We start from the raw sequence: 17,701 nt of genomic DNA, 5'->3' as shown, positions 1-17,701 counted from the left end.
GGCAGAAGTTGGTCTCTCCGCCTCTTGTCATACATATTCAGTGTTTCGTGAGAGCTCAAGGAACCTGATGTTATTGCGTGATGTTGCCGTCCTTGTCGCGTTTCACTTCCATTTTGGAAGCCGGAATGTATCCGAGCTCAACCACGTCGCCGTTTTGCACGGTGTCCGAAGTCATGTAGTCCAGGAATGCCTTCACTTCTGGAGTAGGATCGCCTTTCGTGTACATATGCTCGTAAGCCCATACCGGATATTTACCGGATGCTACGTTCTCTTCCGTTGCTTCCACACCGTCATATTTTACAGTTTTCACTTTGTCGTCCAGGTAGGACAGAGCCAGATATCCGATGGCGCCAGGCGTTTCGGAAATGATCTTTTTCACCGTACCGGAAGAATCTTCTTGAATCGAACCTTGCAGGTCTTCAGTTTTCGTTCCGAGTGCATATTTTTCAAACGTTGCGCGAGTACCGGAGCTTGCAGGACGGTTAACGATAACGATCTTTTCGTCCTTGCCGCCAACGTCTTTCCAGTTCGTGACTTTGCCAGTGAAAATATCAACCAGCTGCTGTTTCGTCAGGCTGTCTACACCTGCGTCAGGATTCGTTACAGCCGCCATGGCCACAACGGCCACTTGGTGGTCAACGAGTTCTTTAGCTTTGTCAGCATCCAGCTTTTCTTCAGCAAATACGTCGGAGTTGCCGATGTTGGCTTGGCCGCCGGATACTTGCGTCAAACCGGTGCCGCTGCCGCCGCCTTGTACTTGAACTTGGATTTGGGAGTATTGGGATTCACCCATGAATTTTTGTGCGACTTGCTCGACCAGCGGTTGGAGTGCTGTGGAGCCTACGGCCAGAACGGATCCGCTGAGGGTTTCCTCTGCAGCCGGTTTATCTTCAGTTGCGGTTCCCGAACCCGTAGCGCTGCCGCTATCCGCCGAGTTTTTGCTGCCGCAGGCAGCCAGCATAAGAACCAGGACCAACGTACAAAACATAAGTAACGGTTTTTTGAATTTCATAATCTAATGTTTCCCCCCATTTTGGTTTGCCGTGTAACTCTATGAAGTTTACCGACAAATTCATTGTAGTTCTCTATCATTTTGTAAAATGATGCGTTTTGTAAAAAGAACGATAAATATCAGAATATAATCTTTATGACTCCATAGATTAATTCTATAATGAAAGAGAATCGGACGTGACCGAGGGGGAATCATCGTTGAATTTGTTAAAATTGCAAATCCTTGTTTATATTGAAAAATATAAGAAAGTGACTGACGTAGCCAAAGAGCTGGATATGAAACAGCCGACCGTCACCTTTCATATGAAAAGCTTAGAGGAGGAGATGGGCATCGCCCTCTTCGAGTCCAAGCGGGGCCGCATCCTGCTGACCGACGCCGGAAAGGCGCTGTACCCCTACGCCGTCAAAATGACGGGGCTGGCCGCCGAGGCCCGGAAGGCCGTGCAGGACTACGCCGATTTGGGCAAGGGCATTCTTCATATCGGGGCTGACAGCCTAATCGGGACGATTCACCTGCCTAGACTTGTCAACCGGTTCTGCCGGCAGTTTCCCGGCATCCAGATTGAGCTGACCGTGCAGCCCAGCCGGACCGTCCAGGAGCTGCTCTACAACCATGAGGTAGACCTGGCCTTTTATTATTCGCAGGACGTTGCGGCTGCCGGCATCAAGGAAGATTTGCTGCTGGAAGATGAGCTTGTCGTCATCTTTGCACCCGAGCATCCTTTCTCCAGCCTGAAATCGCTGAGCGACCAGCTGGTCGCCCAACACTTCTTTATCCAGCATGCCGAAGGCTCCTTTATGCGGGACTTCACCCGATCCTACGCGATCGAGAGCGGGATCCACTTGTGGGAGCGCATGATCATCAATTCGCCGGAGTCGGTCAAGCATACGGTGGAGGACGGAGAGTTCATCTCCTTCTTCCCCTTGTCCGGCATCCGAAGCGAGCTCGCCTCCGGGAGTCTTCAATACTTGGCTGCCCCCGGCTCTGCAGGCAAATCGGTCAAGGCCTATATGGCCTTTCACGCCGACCAGCCCTATTCACCGCTCAGGGAGCAGTTCAAGCAGTTCGCCAAGCAGCACATCAACGACCAGGATATGAAGCCTTGATTCCGCGGAATCGGGGCTTCTTTTTTTGGGCTCGGCCCCTATTATCGCCCCGCATTCTAACGCTATTTCGCCCTCGTTTTACCCTCCGAAAATCGGACATCCCTGGCAAAAAAACACTTTACATTTCTCCCCATCTGTTTTAGCCTATACTCAATAAAGTTTCCTTAGGTAAAAACTTTTATATATGTGCATTAATTTGTCCCAAGGGAAACTTATGTCAAAGTTTTCATAATCCAAAGGAGGTTTATGCTATGCTTCCCCGTCACCGCGTCCCTTCGGTGTCCGTCGACAGCCTGTTCGTCTCCTATCACGGCAAGGATGCCCTTCGCGACGTCAGCTTTACGCTTCTTCCCGGCAGCATGACCGGTATTATTGGACCCAACGGCGCCGGCAAATCCACGCTGATGAAATCGCTCCTTGAACTGATTCCGCGAGATCACGGCGAGCTTCGCATCTTCGGCGGCAGCGTTAAGGAAGCCCGGACCCGCATCGCCTACGTTCCGCAGCGCAGCGAAATCGACATGACGTTCCCGATTACGGTGATCGATACCGTTCTGCTCGGCACCTACCCGAAGCTCGGTCTGCTTAAGAGACCCCGGCGGCAGCATAAAGAACTGGCCTATCACTGCCTGGAGAAGGTCGGCATGGAGGATTTCGGCTCCCGGCAGATCGGCGAGCTGTCCGGCGGACAGCAGCAGCGCGTATTTCTGGCCCGGGCGCTCGCTCAGGAGGCGGAGCTGTTCTGTCTGGATGAGCCCTTCGTCGGCGTGGACGCCGCCAGCGAGGAGACCATCGTCGCCATTTTGAAAGAGCTGCGGGATCAGAACCGGACGGTGCTCGTGGTTCATCACGATCTGAGCAAGGCGGAGAGTTATTTCGACGGTCTCGTCCTGCTTAACGGCGAGCTGGTGAAAGCAGGTCCGGCCCGCGAAGTCTGCCGTCCGGAAATTCTAAGCCGGGCCTATGCGGCGCAGCTGACCTTTCTTGAACAGAACGGAGTGGGTGTGTAATGGAATTCCTTGGCGGAATCCTGGAATACGGCTTTTTGCAAAAGGCGCTGCTGACATCGGTCATGGTCGGGATGATCTGCGGCATTATCGGCTGCTTCATTATTCTGCGCGGCATGGCGCTCATGGGTGACGCGATTTCCCATGCGGTTCTCCCCGGCGTCGCCCTGTCCTACATGCTGGGCATCAACTTCTTTTTCGGCGCCGTGGTTACAGGCGTGCTGACGGCGCTCGGCATCGGATACGTCAGCCAAAACAGCCGAATCAAAAACGACTCAGCCATCGGTATCGTGTTTACGTCCTTTTTTGCCGTCGGCATCATTTTGATCACCTTTGCCAAAAGCTCGACCGACCTGTACCACATCCTGTTCGGCAACGTGCTCGCGGTCCGCGCCTCCGACATGTGGATCACGCTGATCATTGGCATCGTGATCGTCGCGGTCGTCTACCTGTTCTACAAAGAGCTGCTGGTCAGTTCGTTCGATCCGGTCATGTCCGCCGCGTACGGGCTGCCGGGGCGGCTGATCCATTACCTGCTGATGACCCTGCTCACGCTCGTAACCGTCGCGTCCCTGCAGACCGTCGGTATCATCCTCGTCGTCGCCATGCTGATCACCCCGGCCTCCACCGCTTATCTGCTGACCAACCGGCTGTGGGTGATGATTTATCTGGCTGCCGGCTTCGGCGCGTTATCGGCCGTCGTTGGACTGTACTTCAGCGTGAAATACAACCTGGCCTCCGGGGCTGCCATCGTGCTCGCGTCGGCCATCTGGTTCATTCTGGCATTGGCCTTCTCGCCGAAACAAGGCGTCCTATGGCGGCATTTCCGTACCCGGCGGAAAAAGGCCGCACTGAAAGGACTTTGACGCCGGCTGCCGGCAGGCAGCAAGGTTCACGTCCACGCTGCTATCATCCAATCTTTTAAAAGGAGGGAATCGTATGAAACGTCGAAGGAAGGTTTGGCTCGGGGCCTTGTTCATACTGGTCCTGGGGCTTACCGCGGGCTGTTCCGGTCAATCTAAAAAAAGTGCCGGCTCTTCGGAAAAACCGGTCGTGCTGACCACTTATTCGATCCTGTACGACATCGTAAAGCAGGTTGCAGGCGACCGCGTGGAGCTGTATTCGATCGTGCCGGTCGGCACAGACCCCCATGAATATGATCCGCTGCCGGCGGATCTCAAGCATGCCAGCGATGCCGACGTCATTTTCTATAACGGGCTTAATTTGGAGACGGGTAACGGCTGGTTTGCCAAACTGCTGGAAACGTCGGGGAAATCGGGAGATGACGCGCCTGTCTACGCACTGAGCGAAGGCGTAGAACCCATGTATCTAACCTCAGCCGGCAAGGAATCCGAGCAAGATCCGCATGCCTGGCTGAGCATCGAGAACGGAACCCGCTATGCGGAGAACGCCCTTGCGGCCCTCACGAAGGCAGATCCCGCTAACCGGGAATATTATGAGCAGAATGCCGGCAGTTATATAGAAGAATTAAAAAAACTGCATGACGACGCCGTGACACGCTTTGCCGACATTCCCGAGGAACGCCGGATTCTTGTTACGAGCGAAGGAGCCTTTAAATATTTTTCCACGGCCTACGGGCTGAAGGCCCAGTACATTTGGGAGATCAATACGGAGAACCAGGGCACCCCTGAGCAGATGAAGCGGATTATCGATATCGTGAAGGCGGAGCAAGTGCCTTCGTTGTTTGTAGAAACCAGCGTGGACCCGCGCAGTATGGAGAGCGTCTCCAAGGAAACCGAGGTTCCGATAGCCGGCAAGGTGTTCACTGATTCCACCGGCAAGCCCGGGGAAGATGGGGACAGCTACCTCGCCATGATGAAATGGAATCTCGATACGATTCATGCCGGACTGACGAAATAACGCAATTCACCGCCCTGCTTCCACGCATGATCACCTCATTTTCACCGATGGAATGATCCTGTCTCTTCCTATATATAATAGAGTGATGACATCCCTTCTTCATCAATCATCGGCCCGGTGCGGGAGGCTTTGCCCAACCGGGTCCATCCCCTTTCTTCGCACCCCGGGCGATTCTTGCAATTCCCTGGGCCCTGTGCTTAAATTGCAATAGTGTAATAGTTACTATTAACTTCATTGTCCCGCATGCGGCCCGGCTTAGCACAGGTGTACAAGCCTTGTGTTTGCTGCGGCCTGATGGCGTTTTTGATAAGGGGTAATCCTATTAAGCTGAAGGAGGAACGCGGACGGCCGTTCGCAGGACAACCTGCGAATCATAGACTGTACGCCGTTTTTCCTATGCGCCCTTGGCTGGGCTTGGCGAACTGTGTGGAACATTACGAAAGGGGCGTCGATTGATTTTGCATAACCGTTTTTCATGGAGAGCGCTGATAGGTAAACCTTTTATCTTCTTCTCCATTGTCATGATTTTAAAAATGCTTCTGGTCTGGACGGTCGTGTTCAGGGAAAATGCCGGAGGCTTCGGCATGATGCTGCTGACGGGCATCCCAACCGTATGGCTGCTCTTCTGCCTGATCGAAACGCTGGCCTACCGCAAGAAGCTGGTCACCTACCTGATTGTGGACCTGGTTCTGACTATTATTTATTTTGCCGTCATTATGTACTATAAGTATTTCGGAGTTATCGTCACGTATCACGAGCTGCGCCAGGTGAACCAGGTATCGGAGGTTAACAGCAGCGTCTTTTCTCTTATGGATCCGTACTACCTGTTCATTTTCACCGACATCGTCGTGCTGTTCGTCCTCATCAGCTCCAGCCGGCGGTTCCGCGCCTTTGGCCGCAGTTTGTCCGTCCGAACGGGCCGCCTCTGGTTTGCCGGGGGAGCCGTCCTGGCACTGATCGCCTGCGGCGTGTGTATTTTTCCGTTCCGAAGCGGGATGAACGAATTCCAGCAGGCCCGGGACATGGGGATTCTCAACTACGAAGCGTATGTGGGCTTTGCCCCTTCCAAGAACGTTAAGGTCGATGCCAAGTCGGTCACGCCGGAGGCGGTTGCCCAGGTGAAGGGAACGACCGAGCCGGCGCAGCCGGCATACTGGGGTGCCGCCAAAGGAAAAAACGTCATCATCATTCAGCTCGAAGCATTCCAGAATTTCCTCGTCAACCTGAAAATCGACGGCAAGGAAATTACCCCGAACATGAACAAGCTGGTTAAGGATCATTTGTATTTCCCGCATTTTTTCCAGCAGGTCGGACAGGGAAATACGGCGGATGCCGAGTTCGTCGTGAACACCTCCCTCTACGTTCCATCGAATGGGGCGGCTTCCGAGATATATGCGGATAAGGCGCTGCCGAGCATGCCCAAGACGTTTGCCGCGAGCGGTTACCAGACGGCGACGTTCCATACGAACAGCGTCGTTTTCTGGAACAGGGATCAGCTGTATAAAGCGCTCGGATGGGAAAAATATTACGACGACAAGTTTTTCGGCAAAGACGATCTCGTTTCATTCGGTTCCTCGGATGAGCTGCTCTATGCCAAAACGGCGGACGAACTGGCTCAGATGCAGGGAACCGGCAAGCCATTCTACGTACAGGTCATTTCCATGTCCGGCCATCACCCGTTCCGCATCCCGGAACGCAAGTACAAGATGGAGCTTCCCGACCGCTACAAAGGAACCCTCGTCGGGGATTACATCCAGGCCCAGAACTATGCCGATTACGCCCTCGGCCAGTTCGTAGACAAGCTGAAGAAAAACGGCGTTTGGGACAACAGCGTCATCGTCCTGTACGGCGATCATCAGGGACTTCCGATTTATTCGCTGAATAACAAAGAGAAAAAACTGATGAAGGAAATTTACGGACGGGAATATACCCTCCCCGATATGATGAACATCCCGCTCGTCATCTCCGTGCCGAATCAAAAAGCCCAGACGCTGGAGCAGGTCGGCGGGCAGTCGGATATTTTCCCGACGATGGCCAATCTGATCGGCGTCTCGCTGAAGAACCAGGTGCACTTCGGCCAGGATCTGCTCAATCAGAACAGCCCCGTGCTGCCGCAGCGGTACTACCTCCCTTCAGGCTCATTCATTTCGGCTAATGGAGCGTTCGTACCAGGCTCCGGTTACGCGGACGGGGTGACCTACCCGCTGAACGGAGGCAAGGTCACCAAACCGCTGGATGCCAAGGAAACGTACGAGCGGGCGCACAAGCTGATCAGCATGTCGGACGCTTACGTGGCGTCGCTGCCAGAGTGGAAGGATCAGGAGAAGGAGCATGCAATCACGGATGCGAATACAGATGTAACCTCCCCTCCTGCTGGTTCGACCAAGACGGATGGGACCAAGCCGGCGGATGCCAAAGCAAGCAGCACTCCAGCAGATACCAAGGCAGGCAGTACACCCGCGGGCAGCAAGGCCGACAGCACCACCCCTGCGAATGCTTCGGGAACACCGTCCAAGCCGGATGATGCTGCAGGCAAATAAAACTCCACTATGTAGTCTTTTATATTCGCTATTTATAAAATCAAATTAGACCGGAAGGAATCAATGCGATTCCCCCGGTCTTTTGTTTGCTGGCAGATTAGGATCATTTTGTCCAATCGTTAAACGAATTGTGAATTTTTCATATTCCCTCTTTACAAAATGTAAAATCGGAGTAAATTCTATAGTATAAGCTTTCTATTAACGAGACGTGGCTCAGCTTGGTAGAGCGCTTGCTTCGGGAGCAAGAGGTCGCAGGTTCAAATCCTGTCGTCTCGACCATTATGAAATCAACGGTTGCGGGGTGTTTGACCGCAGCTTTTTTGTGTTCAAAAACACCAACTGTGTAATGCAATTTCCTTACGAACGATGACCCTATGTTCTCTACTGTACTAAACTCTCCAAATCCGGCTGCAATTTGTTCCGCAGAATAATGATCATGATGGCCCCAACAAGAAACGCGACGGCATCTGCAATGACGAGCGACCAGACCACCCCGTGGAAGCCGTTCATTCGATTGGCGATATAGAGCACAGGAATCAGAGTAATTCCTTGAATAACGGACATCATAAACGCGGCGGTTCCTTGCGCTGTTGCTTGGAAGATCCCCGTAAACAACGTGGTCATTCCAGTAATGAACAAGGATAAGAACGTCACGTGCAGAATGTAGCTGCCCATTTCAATTAATTGCGGATCATTTGTAAATAGACCAATTAAGTGGTCGGAAATCAGATAGACGATGACGCCGAACGCGACGGCTAACGCCACAATCGCTTTGATCGTAAATCCAATGGTATGCTTCATGCGTAATTTATTCGCTGTAAAAGAGAAGGCAACGAGCGGCACGACTCCCTCGCATAAACCCATCAGAATAAACTCAGGAAACTGCAATAAACGAGATGAAATTCCGTAAGCCGCTACGGCCTGATCCCCATATTCGACCAGAAAACGGTTAAAGATAAGCGACATGGCACCCAAAAAGATACTCATAATAAAGACGGGAACTCCGATTTTGAATACATTGCTCAGAATTTCCTTGTTAGCCTTGAACCATTTTATGGAGACGTTTAAAATTTGGCTCTTATATCCCATATGGAAGGCGTAGAATACACTCGCGACCAAGTTGGAAACGACCGTAGCCGACGCAACGCCAATCACGTCCCAATGGAACACGAAGATGACTAAGGCATCGAGAATAATATTTACGACGACACTAAGAATCATACCGATCATCGATGTAACAGCGGCACCCTCTGAGCGCACGATATTCTCCAGCGTGAAAAATAAGACGACGAATGGTGAACCAATAAGCATTATCGTGACATAGTCCTTCGTAAATCCGAAGGAATCAGGCGTTGCCCCCAGTCCATGAACGATTGGATCGATCAATGGGATGCCGACAGCCATCACGATGAGACCGAGAACTAAACTGCTGTAAAAGGCGAATGAAGACACATGCTTTACATCATCATATTTTTTTTCGCCCAGCAAACGGGAGATGAAGGTACCGCTGCCCATACCAATCAAATTGCCTAGCGCCATAATGATCGCGAATAATGGCAAGGTTAACGCAAGTGCGGTTAGCATAGCCGTATTACCCAGTGTACCAAGGAAATAGGCATTCAAGATGGAATAGATGACACTCATTGACGTGCCTAGCATCATCGGTACAGCGAAGTGAGCTACGGCTTTGGCCACAGGCGCTTTTTCAAAGTAATAGAGGTTTTCTGTATCCATGCGGATCACTACTTTCTACATTTATTTGGGTCCTCAGTCTACGATGCCAGACCGAACCTTACAGTGTTAGGTTGTGCCTTACAGTGTTAGATGTTATCATGAACCTATAAACTTGTAAAGCATAAACTTACACTGTTAGATAAAAGGACGGATATCGATGAAAAAACAGCAGCCTCAAATATCGGAGGATAAGATTATGGAAGCCTCTTGGGAGCTTCTTGGAGAGGAGGGCATCGAGAAATTCAGCATGAGACGATTGGCCGACCGGCTCGGAATTCAGGCTCCCTCTCTTTACTGGTACTTCAAGAGCAAACAGAATCTCTACCAGCGGCTGGCCAACCAGGTATCGAAAATCATTCTGGAGGAGTACCACTCCGAGGGGGACTGGAAGGAGCAGTTAACGGGGCTTGCGGTAACGGTGCGGAGCGTGCTCGGCCGGTATCCCTGCTCCACGCAGCTCATGATGTCGACGCTGCCCCACGAACCGGACATCATCCGGTTCACCAACCGTATGCTGCTCTGCGTGGAATCGACGCCGCTTGAGCAAGATCAGAAAATGCAAGTGGTTCTTACGCTTATGAATTATGTCTTCAACTTCGTTCTGGACGATTATGAGCACCAGCGCAATGTCTCCGCGATTCTTAAGGAGCATGGAGCGGGAGCACTACCGGGTGAGGAAATGATTAGCCTTCTGAATACCATGAGCGAGACGGATTCGGGACTGTTTCGAAGAATGTTCACGAACGGGCTGTTTGAGCTGATGGGGACCGACAAGGCGTTTGAGTTCGGACTGAAGCTGATTCTGCTTGGGACCGAACAGGTGATCAAGGAGCAGGAGAAAATGTGAAAAACCGCTCATCCGGTTATCGGATGGGCGATTTCGCTAAGGTTTACCGTTTACACGGCAAAGACAATATCCTCAAGAGGGATTCTCCTGAAGGGAGCTGTCTTTTTTACTATATACCCCCCTGCCTCTGTACAGGGAAACGATGGATGACACAATGGCCAGGATGACAACCAGACCTCCGATCCAGGCATTTGCCGTAACCTCATAACGGCTGATCACCACGCCGCCGACGGCAGATCCCGCAGCTACGCCGAGATGAAGCGCAGAGGTATTGAGGGAGAGCTGGATGTCCGCCGACTTTGGTGCAAGCCGCACCAAGTAGCTTTGAATAGCCGGACTTGGCGCCATGTTAAACGCGCACCAGACGATGACGACGGGCAGCAAGCGCATCATAGAGGCGGCTGCCCAGGGTAGAAGCAGGATCGCGATGGCGTGAAGCAGCAGCGTGACGATCATCGTCCGGGCTGTCCCAAAGCGGTCGGACGCCCACCCTCCAATCCAGCCCCCTGCAATGCCGGCCAGCCCATAGACCAGCAACACGAAGCTGATTTGACCGACAGACAAGTTCAGCATGGTCTGTAAAAATGGCGTGATATAGGCATAGATCGTAAATTGGCCCGTCATTTGCAGGATGGAAACAAGATGGGCGAACACCACTTTTGAATTTCCCATCGAACGCAGCTGTTCCTGCATCGGAATCCTAGGCGTAGAAGCCGCTTGGGGCAGAAATTTCATGATGCATATCGTTACGACGAACGAGAGCACACCAATAAAAGCAAAGGTTGCCCGCCAGCCCCAGGCCTCGCCGATCAATGTCCCCAGCGGAACGCCGAGCACGAGGGCGGCGCTGATTCCCATAAAGATCAGCCCAATAGCACGTCCTTTGGCCTCAGGTGTGACGATCCCCGAAGCCAGGGTAATCGCCAGCACGACAACAATGGAGCAGCTTGCCGCCAGAATGATCCTGGACAGCAGCAGCACCGTAAAATTCGGACTTAGCATGGACATGATATTTCCAGCCGTGAATACCAGCATGGCGATGACCAGCAGCTTTCGGCGCTCAACCTTCGCAGTTAAAGTGATCAGAATAGGCGATCCTAAGGCAAAAACCAGAGAATACACCGAAACCAGCTGACCAACCACACCGACAGAAACGTGCAGATCCTGGGCGATCATATCCATAATCCCGGCGATGACCAGTTCAACCGAGCCTACCACAAAGGACGCCAACGCCAGAATGAATATGCGCTTATCCATTTTATTTTCCTCTCCTTCCTTTCAACCTGATTATGAACCAGCCGAAAAAAGCAGAGGTAGTCTAAAAATCGCAAATGATTGCCTGATTCTCTCAAAACGATGCATCCCGGTGTCAACCAGGATGTATAATGGACAAAGATAAGGAGGGGGAAACACTTCATGCGGAATTCATCCAATCATGCCGATTCCTTGATTCCATATCAGGAGGAATTGTCCCGATTCATCGAAAACTATGCGAACGGTGACGGCGTTCACGAGACGCCCATTCCTTCCCTGGCCCTGATTCGCAGTTCGAAAACGACGTTCCCTTCTTTTTCAGTCCATGAACCTGCGCTGTGCATCGTCTCTCAAGGTTCCAAGGTGGTCATGCTTGCAGACGAGAGCTTTACGTATGGGCCATCCAGCTATCTGGTGGTCTCCCTTGATTTGCCCGTCTCCGCACAGATCATTGAAGCGACTCCCGAGGTGCCTTATTTGTGCTTCCGGCTTAAATTCAACCCCAAAGATGCGTTGGACTTATTAAACCAGGCGAATCCGGCATCCCGGACGAAGCAGCGTTCGAAACGTGGTTTATTTGTGGAACAAACGAGTGCACCTCTACTGGACGCGGCTGTCAGGCTTGTCCGACTGCTGGACAACCCGCAGGATGTGCCGGTGCTGGCACCGCTCATCGTACGCGAAATCTTATATCGGGTTTTGCAGGGCGCGCAAGGGGATGTATTAAGGCAAATAGCCTTGAGTGGAAGCAGCTCGAATCGTATTGCAGGGGTGGTGGAGCAGCTGAAGCGGAATTACATGGAGCCACTGCGAATCGATGAGCTGGCAGCTGCCGCCCATATGGCCCCCTCTTCCCTGCACCGTCATTTTAAAGAGGTCACTGCGATGAGCCCGCTGCAGTATCAGAAACAGCTGCGGCTGCAGGAAGCCCGCCGCCTCTTGCTGTCCGAATCTGCCGATGCTGCGGACGTTGCTTTTCGAGTCGGATACGAAAGTCCGTCCCAGTTCAGCAGTGAATATGCCCGACTTTTCGGCCTTCCGCCGATCAGCGACATCACGCGGCTTCGGGAGCAGCTAGGCAGGGTGCTCTAAACAAAGAGCATCCTGGACTGTAAATTACAATTTTGAAGACAATAAAAAAACGTCTGTCGACGTACCTTCTAAGAAGACAGACCACGTCTAGAGGAAGTTTTTCTTGCGATTATAGAATGGTTCAGCTCCGCTAAACATTTTTTAAATTCTATAATCTAAAAAAAACGCCTATCGGCGTCATAATTAGAAAAATAGGATCATGCATTGCTTCTCAGCAATCACATGATCCTATCAACGATGCGGTCGAGAGGACTCGAACCTCCACGGGGGTTAGCCCACACGGACCTGAACCGTGCGCGTCTGCCAATTCCGCCACGACCGCATATTCAGTTGGTCACGTTCGAAATGTTTTTTTCTTAGCGACAAGATTGATCTTACCACGGATTCATCATTACCGTCAAGCATTTTATTAAAACTTTTTCAGAAAATAAGAAAAGCGGAGTTCTGTCACGAAACTGCCGGGTTTCACCCTGGTGTGCTTCGTTCCAAAACTCCGTTTCCATTACCGGCTGACCGTCCTCCCGGCCTCCAGGGTCAGTTCTTCTCCCTTGTGCCGGATCTGCAGCGGTTCTCCCTCCAGGAGCACGTATGCCGTTCCCTTGGCGTCGACAAGCACCTCCAGAAGCCGGCCCTGGTTCATGACCCGGAAGCGGTAGCTGTCCCACTGCCCCGGCAGTGCCGGCGCAAATCCCAGCATGCCGTCTACCAAACGCATGCCTGCAAACCCATATACGATCGACATCCAGGACCCGGCCATGGCCGCCGTATGCAGCCCGTCCTTGGCATTTCGGTTGATGTCATCCAAATCCATGCGCACCGTCCGGTCGAAATAAGCGTAAGCTTCGTCCAGCTCGCCGATCTCCGCCGAGACGATGCTGTGAATGCACGGCGACAGCGAGGAATCATGCGTCGTCAGCGGCTCGTAGTACCGGTAATTCCGGATTTTCTCCTCCATGGTGAAACGGCCGCCGAGCAGAAACAGCGCCAGCACCAGATCGGCCTGCTTCAGCACCTGATGGCGGTAAATGACGAGCGGATGAAAATGCAGGAGCAGCGGGTACTTGTCGGCCGGCGTGTTCTGGAAATCCCATTTGGCCTTCGTCAGGAACGTATCGTCCTGCGCGTAGATGCCCAGGTCGGCATCATACGGAATGAACATGTTCTCCGCAGCTTTCCTCCACCGCGCGATTTCCTCGTCCGTCAGGCTGATCGCCGCCCGCAGGCGCTGTTCTTCCGCCGGATACGATTCCGTCAACCAACCGGCCACCTGCACCGCATAGCGCAGCTGATCCTGCACCATAAGATTCGTATAGGCGTTGTTGTTGACGATGGCCGTATACTCGTCCGGACCCGTCACGCCGTCGATGCAGAACTTACCCTCCCGGGCCGGATTGAAATGACCGAGGTCCAGCCAGAACCTCGACGTCTCAAACAATATTTCGGCGCCTTCATTCAGCAGAAAATCGATATCTCCAGTCGCAGTCACGTACTGCTTGATCCCGTAAGCAATATCCGCGTTGATGTGGGCCTGGGCCGTCCCGGCCGGATAATAAGCCGAGTTCTCTTCCCCGTCGATGGTGCGCCAAGGGTACAGCGCCCCCTTCTGTGACATGACCCGGGCCCGTTCGCGGGCTTTGTCCAGCGTGGCGTAGCGGAAATGCAGCAGCGCCCTGCTGATATCCGGCCGGGTAAAAGTGAAGAACGGCAGCATATACATCTCCGTGTCCCAGAAGTAATGGCCCTCATATCCCTCGCCTGTGAGTCCCTTGGCGCCGATGTTGGTCACGCCGTCCCGGCCGACGGACTGCAGCAGCTGAAATGCATTGAAGCGGATACCCTGCTGAAGCGCAGGGTCGCCGGCAATTTCCACGTTGGCGGTTTTCCAGAATTGTTCCAGGTAGGACTGCTGCTCCCTGGCGAGCACGTCAAATCCCGATTGCCGCGCCATCCGCTGAACCTCTTCAGCCCGGACCATCAGCTCCCCTTCCGCATAATCCTTGGACGTATGGTACGTGATGTATTTGGTGAGCGCAGCGCTCTCCCCCTGCCGGAGCGAAGCCGTAAATTCGGACGCCGTATACTCGTTCTCCGACCACTCCGAAGTTTGGAATGGCTGATCCGTCCGAAGATCATGGCTCATGGCCGTCAGGAGCACGAATCCCGAATGCCGCGTGCGCTGCCTCAACCAGGACAGCTCTCCATAACGGCCCGCATCTTCGAGCACCAGGCTCGGTTCGGTCTTCGCTGCGCCCAGGCGGGGGTCGCCGTTATTGTCTTGCGACGCGATCTTGCCGTCCAGCGCGGAGGTCAAGGTGATGGCGCCGCTGAAATTAAGCGCGGTGACCTCATAATGGATCGCAGCCAAATGCTTGTGCCGCAGGGTGGCAAACCGGCGGATCCTGATTCGGGCTCGCTGGCCGCCGGGCGCCTCCCACTCGATCTGGCGCGTCAGCATCCCCTTTTTCATATCCAGCTCCCGCCGGTAGTTGCGGACGACACCGCTGTTCAGATGGAACAGCTGACCCTCGATCCGCAGTTCCACCCGCTGTGCGTTGGTTACGTTCAGCATCGCGTGGTTGCGCTCCGGATACCCATACGCCCCTTCGGGATACACGATCGGCTCTGAGTCATAGAACCCGTTCAAGTAATTGCCGGTTACGGAGGATCCCCGCATGCCGTAGTAACCTTCCTCGAAATTGCCGCGCATGCCGATATAACCGTTGCCGATGGCAAACAGGCTTTCGCTGCGCTGGTTGTTCTCCTCATCATACGCCTTCTCGGATAAACTCCATGCCTCGTAAGGGTACAGCGGCTGCGGCCTCACATACGTTTCCATTCTCATCTCTTCGTCTTCAGCTCCTTACGCCGCAAGGGCTTCATTATATGTTCATCTTACCCAGCCGGAGCGTTAACCTTTCACCGATCCGCCCATCAGCCCTCTGACGAAATACTTTTGCAGCAGGAAGAAAATCGCGAGCGGCATCAGCATCGAAATAAAGGCGGCGGAGGTCAGCAGGTGCCAGTCGTTACCGCGGGAGCCGACCAAATCAGCGATTTTCATCGACATGACCTGCACTTCAGGCTGATTGCCGATAAAGATCAGGGATACCAGGTAGTCATTCCATACCCACAGGAACTGGAAGATGCCGATGGAAGCAAGCGCCGGCACCGACAGCGGCAGGATCAGCCCGCTGAAAATCGTGAAGTGATTTGCCCCGTCCATAAAGGCCGATTCGAACAGGTCCTTCGGCAGCTGGCTGATGAAGTTATACATAAAATAGGTTACCAGCGGCAAACCGAACGCCGTATGCGCCAGCCAGATCCCGAGGTAGCTGCCGTTCAGGCCGAGCGAGGTGTAATCCTTCAGCACGGGGATCAGCGCCACCTGAATCGGAATGACCAGCATCGCGATAATGACGACGAACAGCGTCTTGCGCCCCGGGAACCGCAGCCAGGCAAAGGCGTAGGCGGCGAAGGAAGCGATCAGGACCGGAATGACCGTCGCCGGCACCGCAATCGTCAGCGTATTCCAGAATGCCTGGGATAAGCCCGTTCCTTTCTCTTTCGTCTCGCTGCCGTCGGCATTTTTCATCGTGTATTCCTTGCCGGTGATCACGTTTTTATAGTTATCGAGTGTCAGCTCGGACGAGCCGACCCAGCCCTGATCTTGCACGCTGATTTCGCGGGCACGGCGGTTTTCCCAAGTCAGGCGCTTTCCGTCCTGCATGACGCCGCTCTTAAGCTGGTCGTCCGTATACGTCTTGCCGTTCACTTCGATCGGCCCGCGCAGGTCGACATCCTTGGACAGCTGGATCGTGTCCTTCGTTTTCCACTCCTGATGCGGAAATACCTTCCACCATCCGGTCTCCAAAATATCGGCGGCAGGCCGGAAGGATGAAATCAGCAGTCCCAGCGTCGGAAGCAGCCATACGAAACAGATGATGCCGAGCACGATGTTGACGATCCACTTTTTGCTTTTTCTCTTCTTTTTGCCTGCCATCTCAGAATCCCCCCTGCTTGCGGAACTGGCGCAAATTGATGATGATGACCGGCAGGACGGCGATCAGGAGCACGATGGCCAGCGTCGAGCCGTAGCCGAAATTCCGGTACATGAAGAACTGCCGGTAGAACTGGGTCGCTACCACTTCCGTGCCGTACTGTCCGCCCGTCATGACCATGACCACATCGAAAATTTTCAGGGTGAACACGATGATCGTCGTCGTCACGGTCAGAATCGTCGTCGAGATAAACGGAATGATGATGCGGAAGAAAATGCGGATTTCGCCGGCTCCGTCCACGCGGGCCGCTTCCAGAATATCGTCCGGTACGCCTTTGATCGCCGCTGAAAAGATGACCATGGCGAAGCCCGTCTGCATCCAGATGAGGATGATGATCAGGAAGAAGTTGTTCCATGGCTGCAGCATGCTGACCCAAGCCTGTGGCTCTCCGCCGAGCGCCATCACGATCGCGTTCAGAAGGCCGATTTGCTCATCGCCCGGCTGGTAATAGTACACAAACTTCCAAATCACGCCGGCCGCCACGAAGGAAATGGCCATCGGCATAAAAATGATCGATTTTGCGATCCGCTCATAACTGCTCCGGTCTGCAAGAATGGCAATCAGCAGCCCAAAGGCGACACACGCCAGTGTTCCGACGAAAACCCACAGCAGGTTGTTGCGCAGCGCGGTTGCGAGCAGCCGGTCGCTGAAAATGGCGATATAGTTGCCCAGACCGACGAACTTATCAGAAGACGCATTGAAAAAGCTCAGGTACAGCGTGCGTAGCGCCGGCAGCACAAGCAGCCAGCCCAGCACCAGAACCGCCGGCCCGACAAACACGTACGGGAGCACCCTGCGGCTGATCTGGTCGGGAAACTTCTCCACCGCCCAGGTAAACGTATAGTAAATCAAGTAAACGCCCAGAACTCCCCACAGAACGGCCAGCACTGCGGTAAGCAGCGGGTTCAGGGTCGAATCCCGGAAAAAGACGAAAATGAGGCCATTGACGACGATATTGGCGATCAGGACGCCTAGAAAGATGAACAGCGCCTTGGTGCTGAATCCCCGTTTCGTTTGTGTATTCATAAGTATCCTCCTAAACAGACGACTTCATGGGTCAATCCCCACCCAACGGTCAGGGGAAAGGAGAGGCCGACGGATCGTAAAACCCGATCAGCCTCTTTTGCAGCCCAATTTCTGCATTTCCACCCGCCAAAAGCTTGGTGCTCC

The 17,701-nt window shown here is 53.4% G+C and carries 13 protein-coding genes and 2 tRNA genes; 8 read left to right on the top strand and 7 right to left on the bottom strand.

Translation table 11 applies throughout. The features are described from left to right. Nucleotides 1-70: 70 nt before the first annotated feature. Nucleotides 71-1,012 (bottom strand): phosphate ABC transporter substrate-binding protein PstS family protein, encoded by a 942-nt coding sequence (locus CJP46_RS12700; protein ID WP_094595938.1) that lies wholly within the window; start codon nucleotides 1,010-1,012, stop codon nucleotides 71-73. Nucleotides 1,013-1,209: 197 nt separating this feature from the next. Here CJP46_RS12700 and CJP46_RS12695 point away from each other — a divergent pair, with 197 nt between their 5' ends. The 6 genes from CJP46_RS12695 (at nucleotide 1,210) to CJP46_RS12670 (ending at nucleotide 7,825) form a co-directional block, all read left to right on the top strand. Continuing rightward, nucleotides 1,210-2,118, top strand: coding sequence for a LysR family transcriptional regulator (locus CJP46_RS12695; protein ID WP_179281141.1), 909 nt, complete (start codon nucleotides 1,210-1,212; stop codon nucleotides 2,116-2,118). 251 nt (nucleotides 2,119-2,369) lie between these two features. Then, nucleotides 2,370-3,128 carry a metal ABC transporter ATP-binding protein gene (locus CJP46_RS12690; protein ID WP_094595936.1) on the top strand — a complete coding sequence of 253 codons (759 nt, stop codon included), beginning with the start codon at nucleotides 2,370-2,372 and terminating at the stop codon, nucleotides 3,126-3,128. Next, nucleotides 3,128-3,991: a metal ABC transporter permease gene (locus tag CJP46_RS12685; RefSeq protein WP_094595935.1), complete on the top strand. Its 864-nt coding sequence runs from the start codon at nucleotides 3,128-3,130 to the stop codon at nucleotides 3,989-3,991. The genes CJP46_RS12690 and CJP46_RS12685 overlap by 1 nt, the downstream gene beginning before the upstream one ends. Before the next feature lie 73 nt (nucleotides 3,992-4,064). Beyond that, nucleotides 4,065-5,006 (top strand): metal ABC transporter substrate-binding protein, encoded by a 942-nt coding sequence (locus tag CJP46_RS12680; protein ID WP_094595934.1) that lies wholly within the window; start codon nucleotides 4,065-4,067, stop codon nucleotides 5,004-5,006. 458 nt (nucleotides 5,007-5,464) lie between these two features. Next, the gene (locus CJP46_RS12675) at nucleotides 5,465-7,546 is read left to right on the top strand and encodes an LTA synthase family protein (RefSeq protein WP_256992310.1); all 2,082 of its coding nucleotides are present in this window, start codon (nucleotides 5,465-5,467) and stop codon (nucleotides 7,544-7,546) included. A 202-nt stretch (nucleotides 7,547-7,748) separates the two neighbouring features. Then, nucleotides 7,749-7,825 (top strand) — tRNA-Pro (locus tag CJP46_RS12670). Between the two features lie 102 nt (nucleotides 7,826-7,927). On the opposite strand, the gene CJP46_RS12665 is transcribed toward CJP46_RS12670, so the two are convergent. Further along, nucleotides 7,928-9,280, bottom strand: a complete 1,353-nt coding sequence (locus tag CJP46_RS12665; RefSeq protein WP_094595933.1) for an MATE family efflux transporter — start codon at nucleotides 9,278-9,280, stop codon at nucleotides 7,928-7,930. A 157-nt stretch (nucleotides 9,281-9,437) separates the two neighbouring features. Between CJP46_RS12665 and CJP46_RS12660 the strand changes: the two genes are divergently transcribed. Continuing rightward, nucleotides 9,438-10,127, top strand: coding sequence for a TetR/AcrR family transcriptional regulator (locus tag CJP46_RS12660; RefSeq protein WP_094595932.1), 690 nt, complete (start codon nucleotides 9,438-9,440; stop codon nucleotides 10,125-10,127). Nucleotides 10,128-10,199: 72 nt separating this feature from the next. Here the strand turns inward: CJP46_RS12660 and CJP46_RS12655 are convergent, their stop codons facing one another. Next, nucleotides 10,200-11,384, bottom strand: coding sequence for an MFS transporter (locus CJP46_RS12655; protein WP_094595931.1), 1,185 nt, complete (start codon nucleotides 11,382-11,384; stop codon nucleotides 10,200-10,202). A gap of 159 nt (nucleotides 11,385-11,543) precedes the next feature. Between CJP46_RS12655 and CJP46_RS12650 the strand changes: the two genes are divergently transcribed. Then, nucleotides 11,544-12,473: an AraC family transcriptional regulator gene (locus CJP46_RS12650; RefSeq protein WP_094595930.1), complete on the top strand. Its 930-nt coding sequence runs from the start codon at nucleotides 11,544-11,546 to the stop codon at nucleotides 12,471-12,473. Between the two features lie 238 nt (nucleotides 12,474-12,711). On the opposite strand, the gene CJP46_RS12645 is transcribed toward CJP46_RS12650, so the two are convergent. From CJP46_RS12645 to CJP46_RS12630, 4 genes are all read right to left on the bottom strand, one after another. Then, nucleotides 12,712-12,795 (bottom strand) — tRNA-Leu (locus CJP46_RS12645). 180 nt (nucleotides 12,796-12,975) lie between these two features. After that, on the bottom strand, nucleotides 12,976-15,315 hold the full coding sequence (locus tag CJP46_RS12640; RefSeq protein ID WP_094595929.1) for a glycoside hydrolase family 65 protein: 2,340 nt from the start codon (nucleotides 15,313-15,315) through the stop codon (nucleotides 12,976-12,978). Nucleotides 15,316-15,381: 66 nt separating this feature from the next. Next, on the bottom strand, nucleotides 15,382-16,473 hold the full coding sequence (locus CJP46_RS12635; RefSeq protein ID WP_094595928.1) for a carbohydrate ABC transporter permease: 1,092 nt from the start codon (nucleotides 16,471-16,473) through the stop codon (nucleotides 15,382-15,384). A gap of 1 nt (nucleotide 16,474) precedes the next feature. Beyond that, on the bottom strand, nucleotides 16,475-17,557 hold the full coding sequence (locus CJP46_RS12630; RefSeq protein ID WP_094595927.1) for a carbohydrate ABC transporter permease: 1,083 nt from the start codon (nucleotides 17,555-17,557) through the stop codon (nucleotides 16,475-16,477). Between the last annotated feature and the right edge of the window lie 144 nt (nucleotides 17,558-17,701).

The organism is Paenibacillus sp. XY044 (assembly GCF_002257645.1).
Taxonomy (GTDB): Bacteria; Bacillota; Bacilli; order Paenibacillales; family Paenibacillaceae; genus Paenibacillus_AQ.
This window is presented reverse-complemented; position numbering and strand designations above follow the sequence as displayed.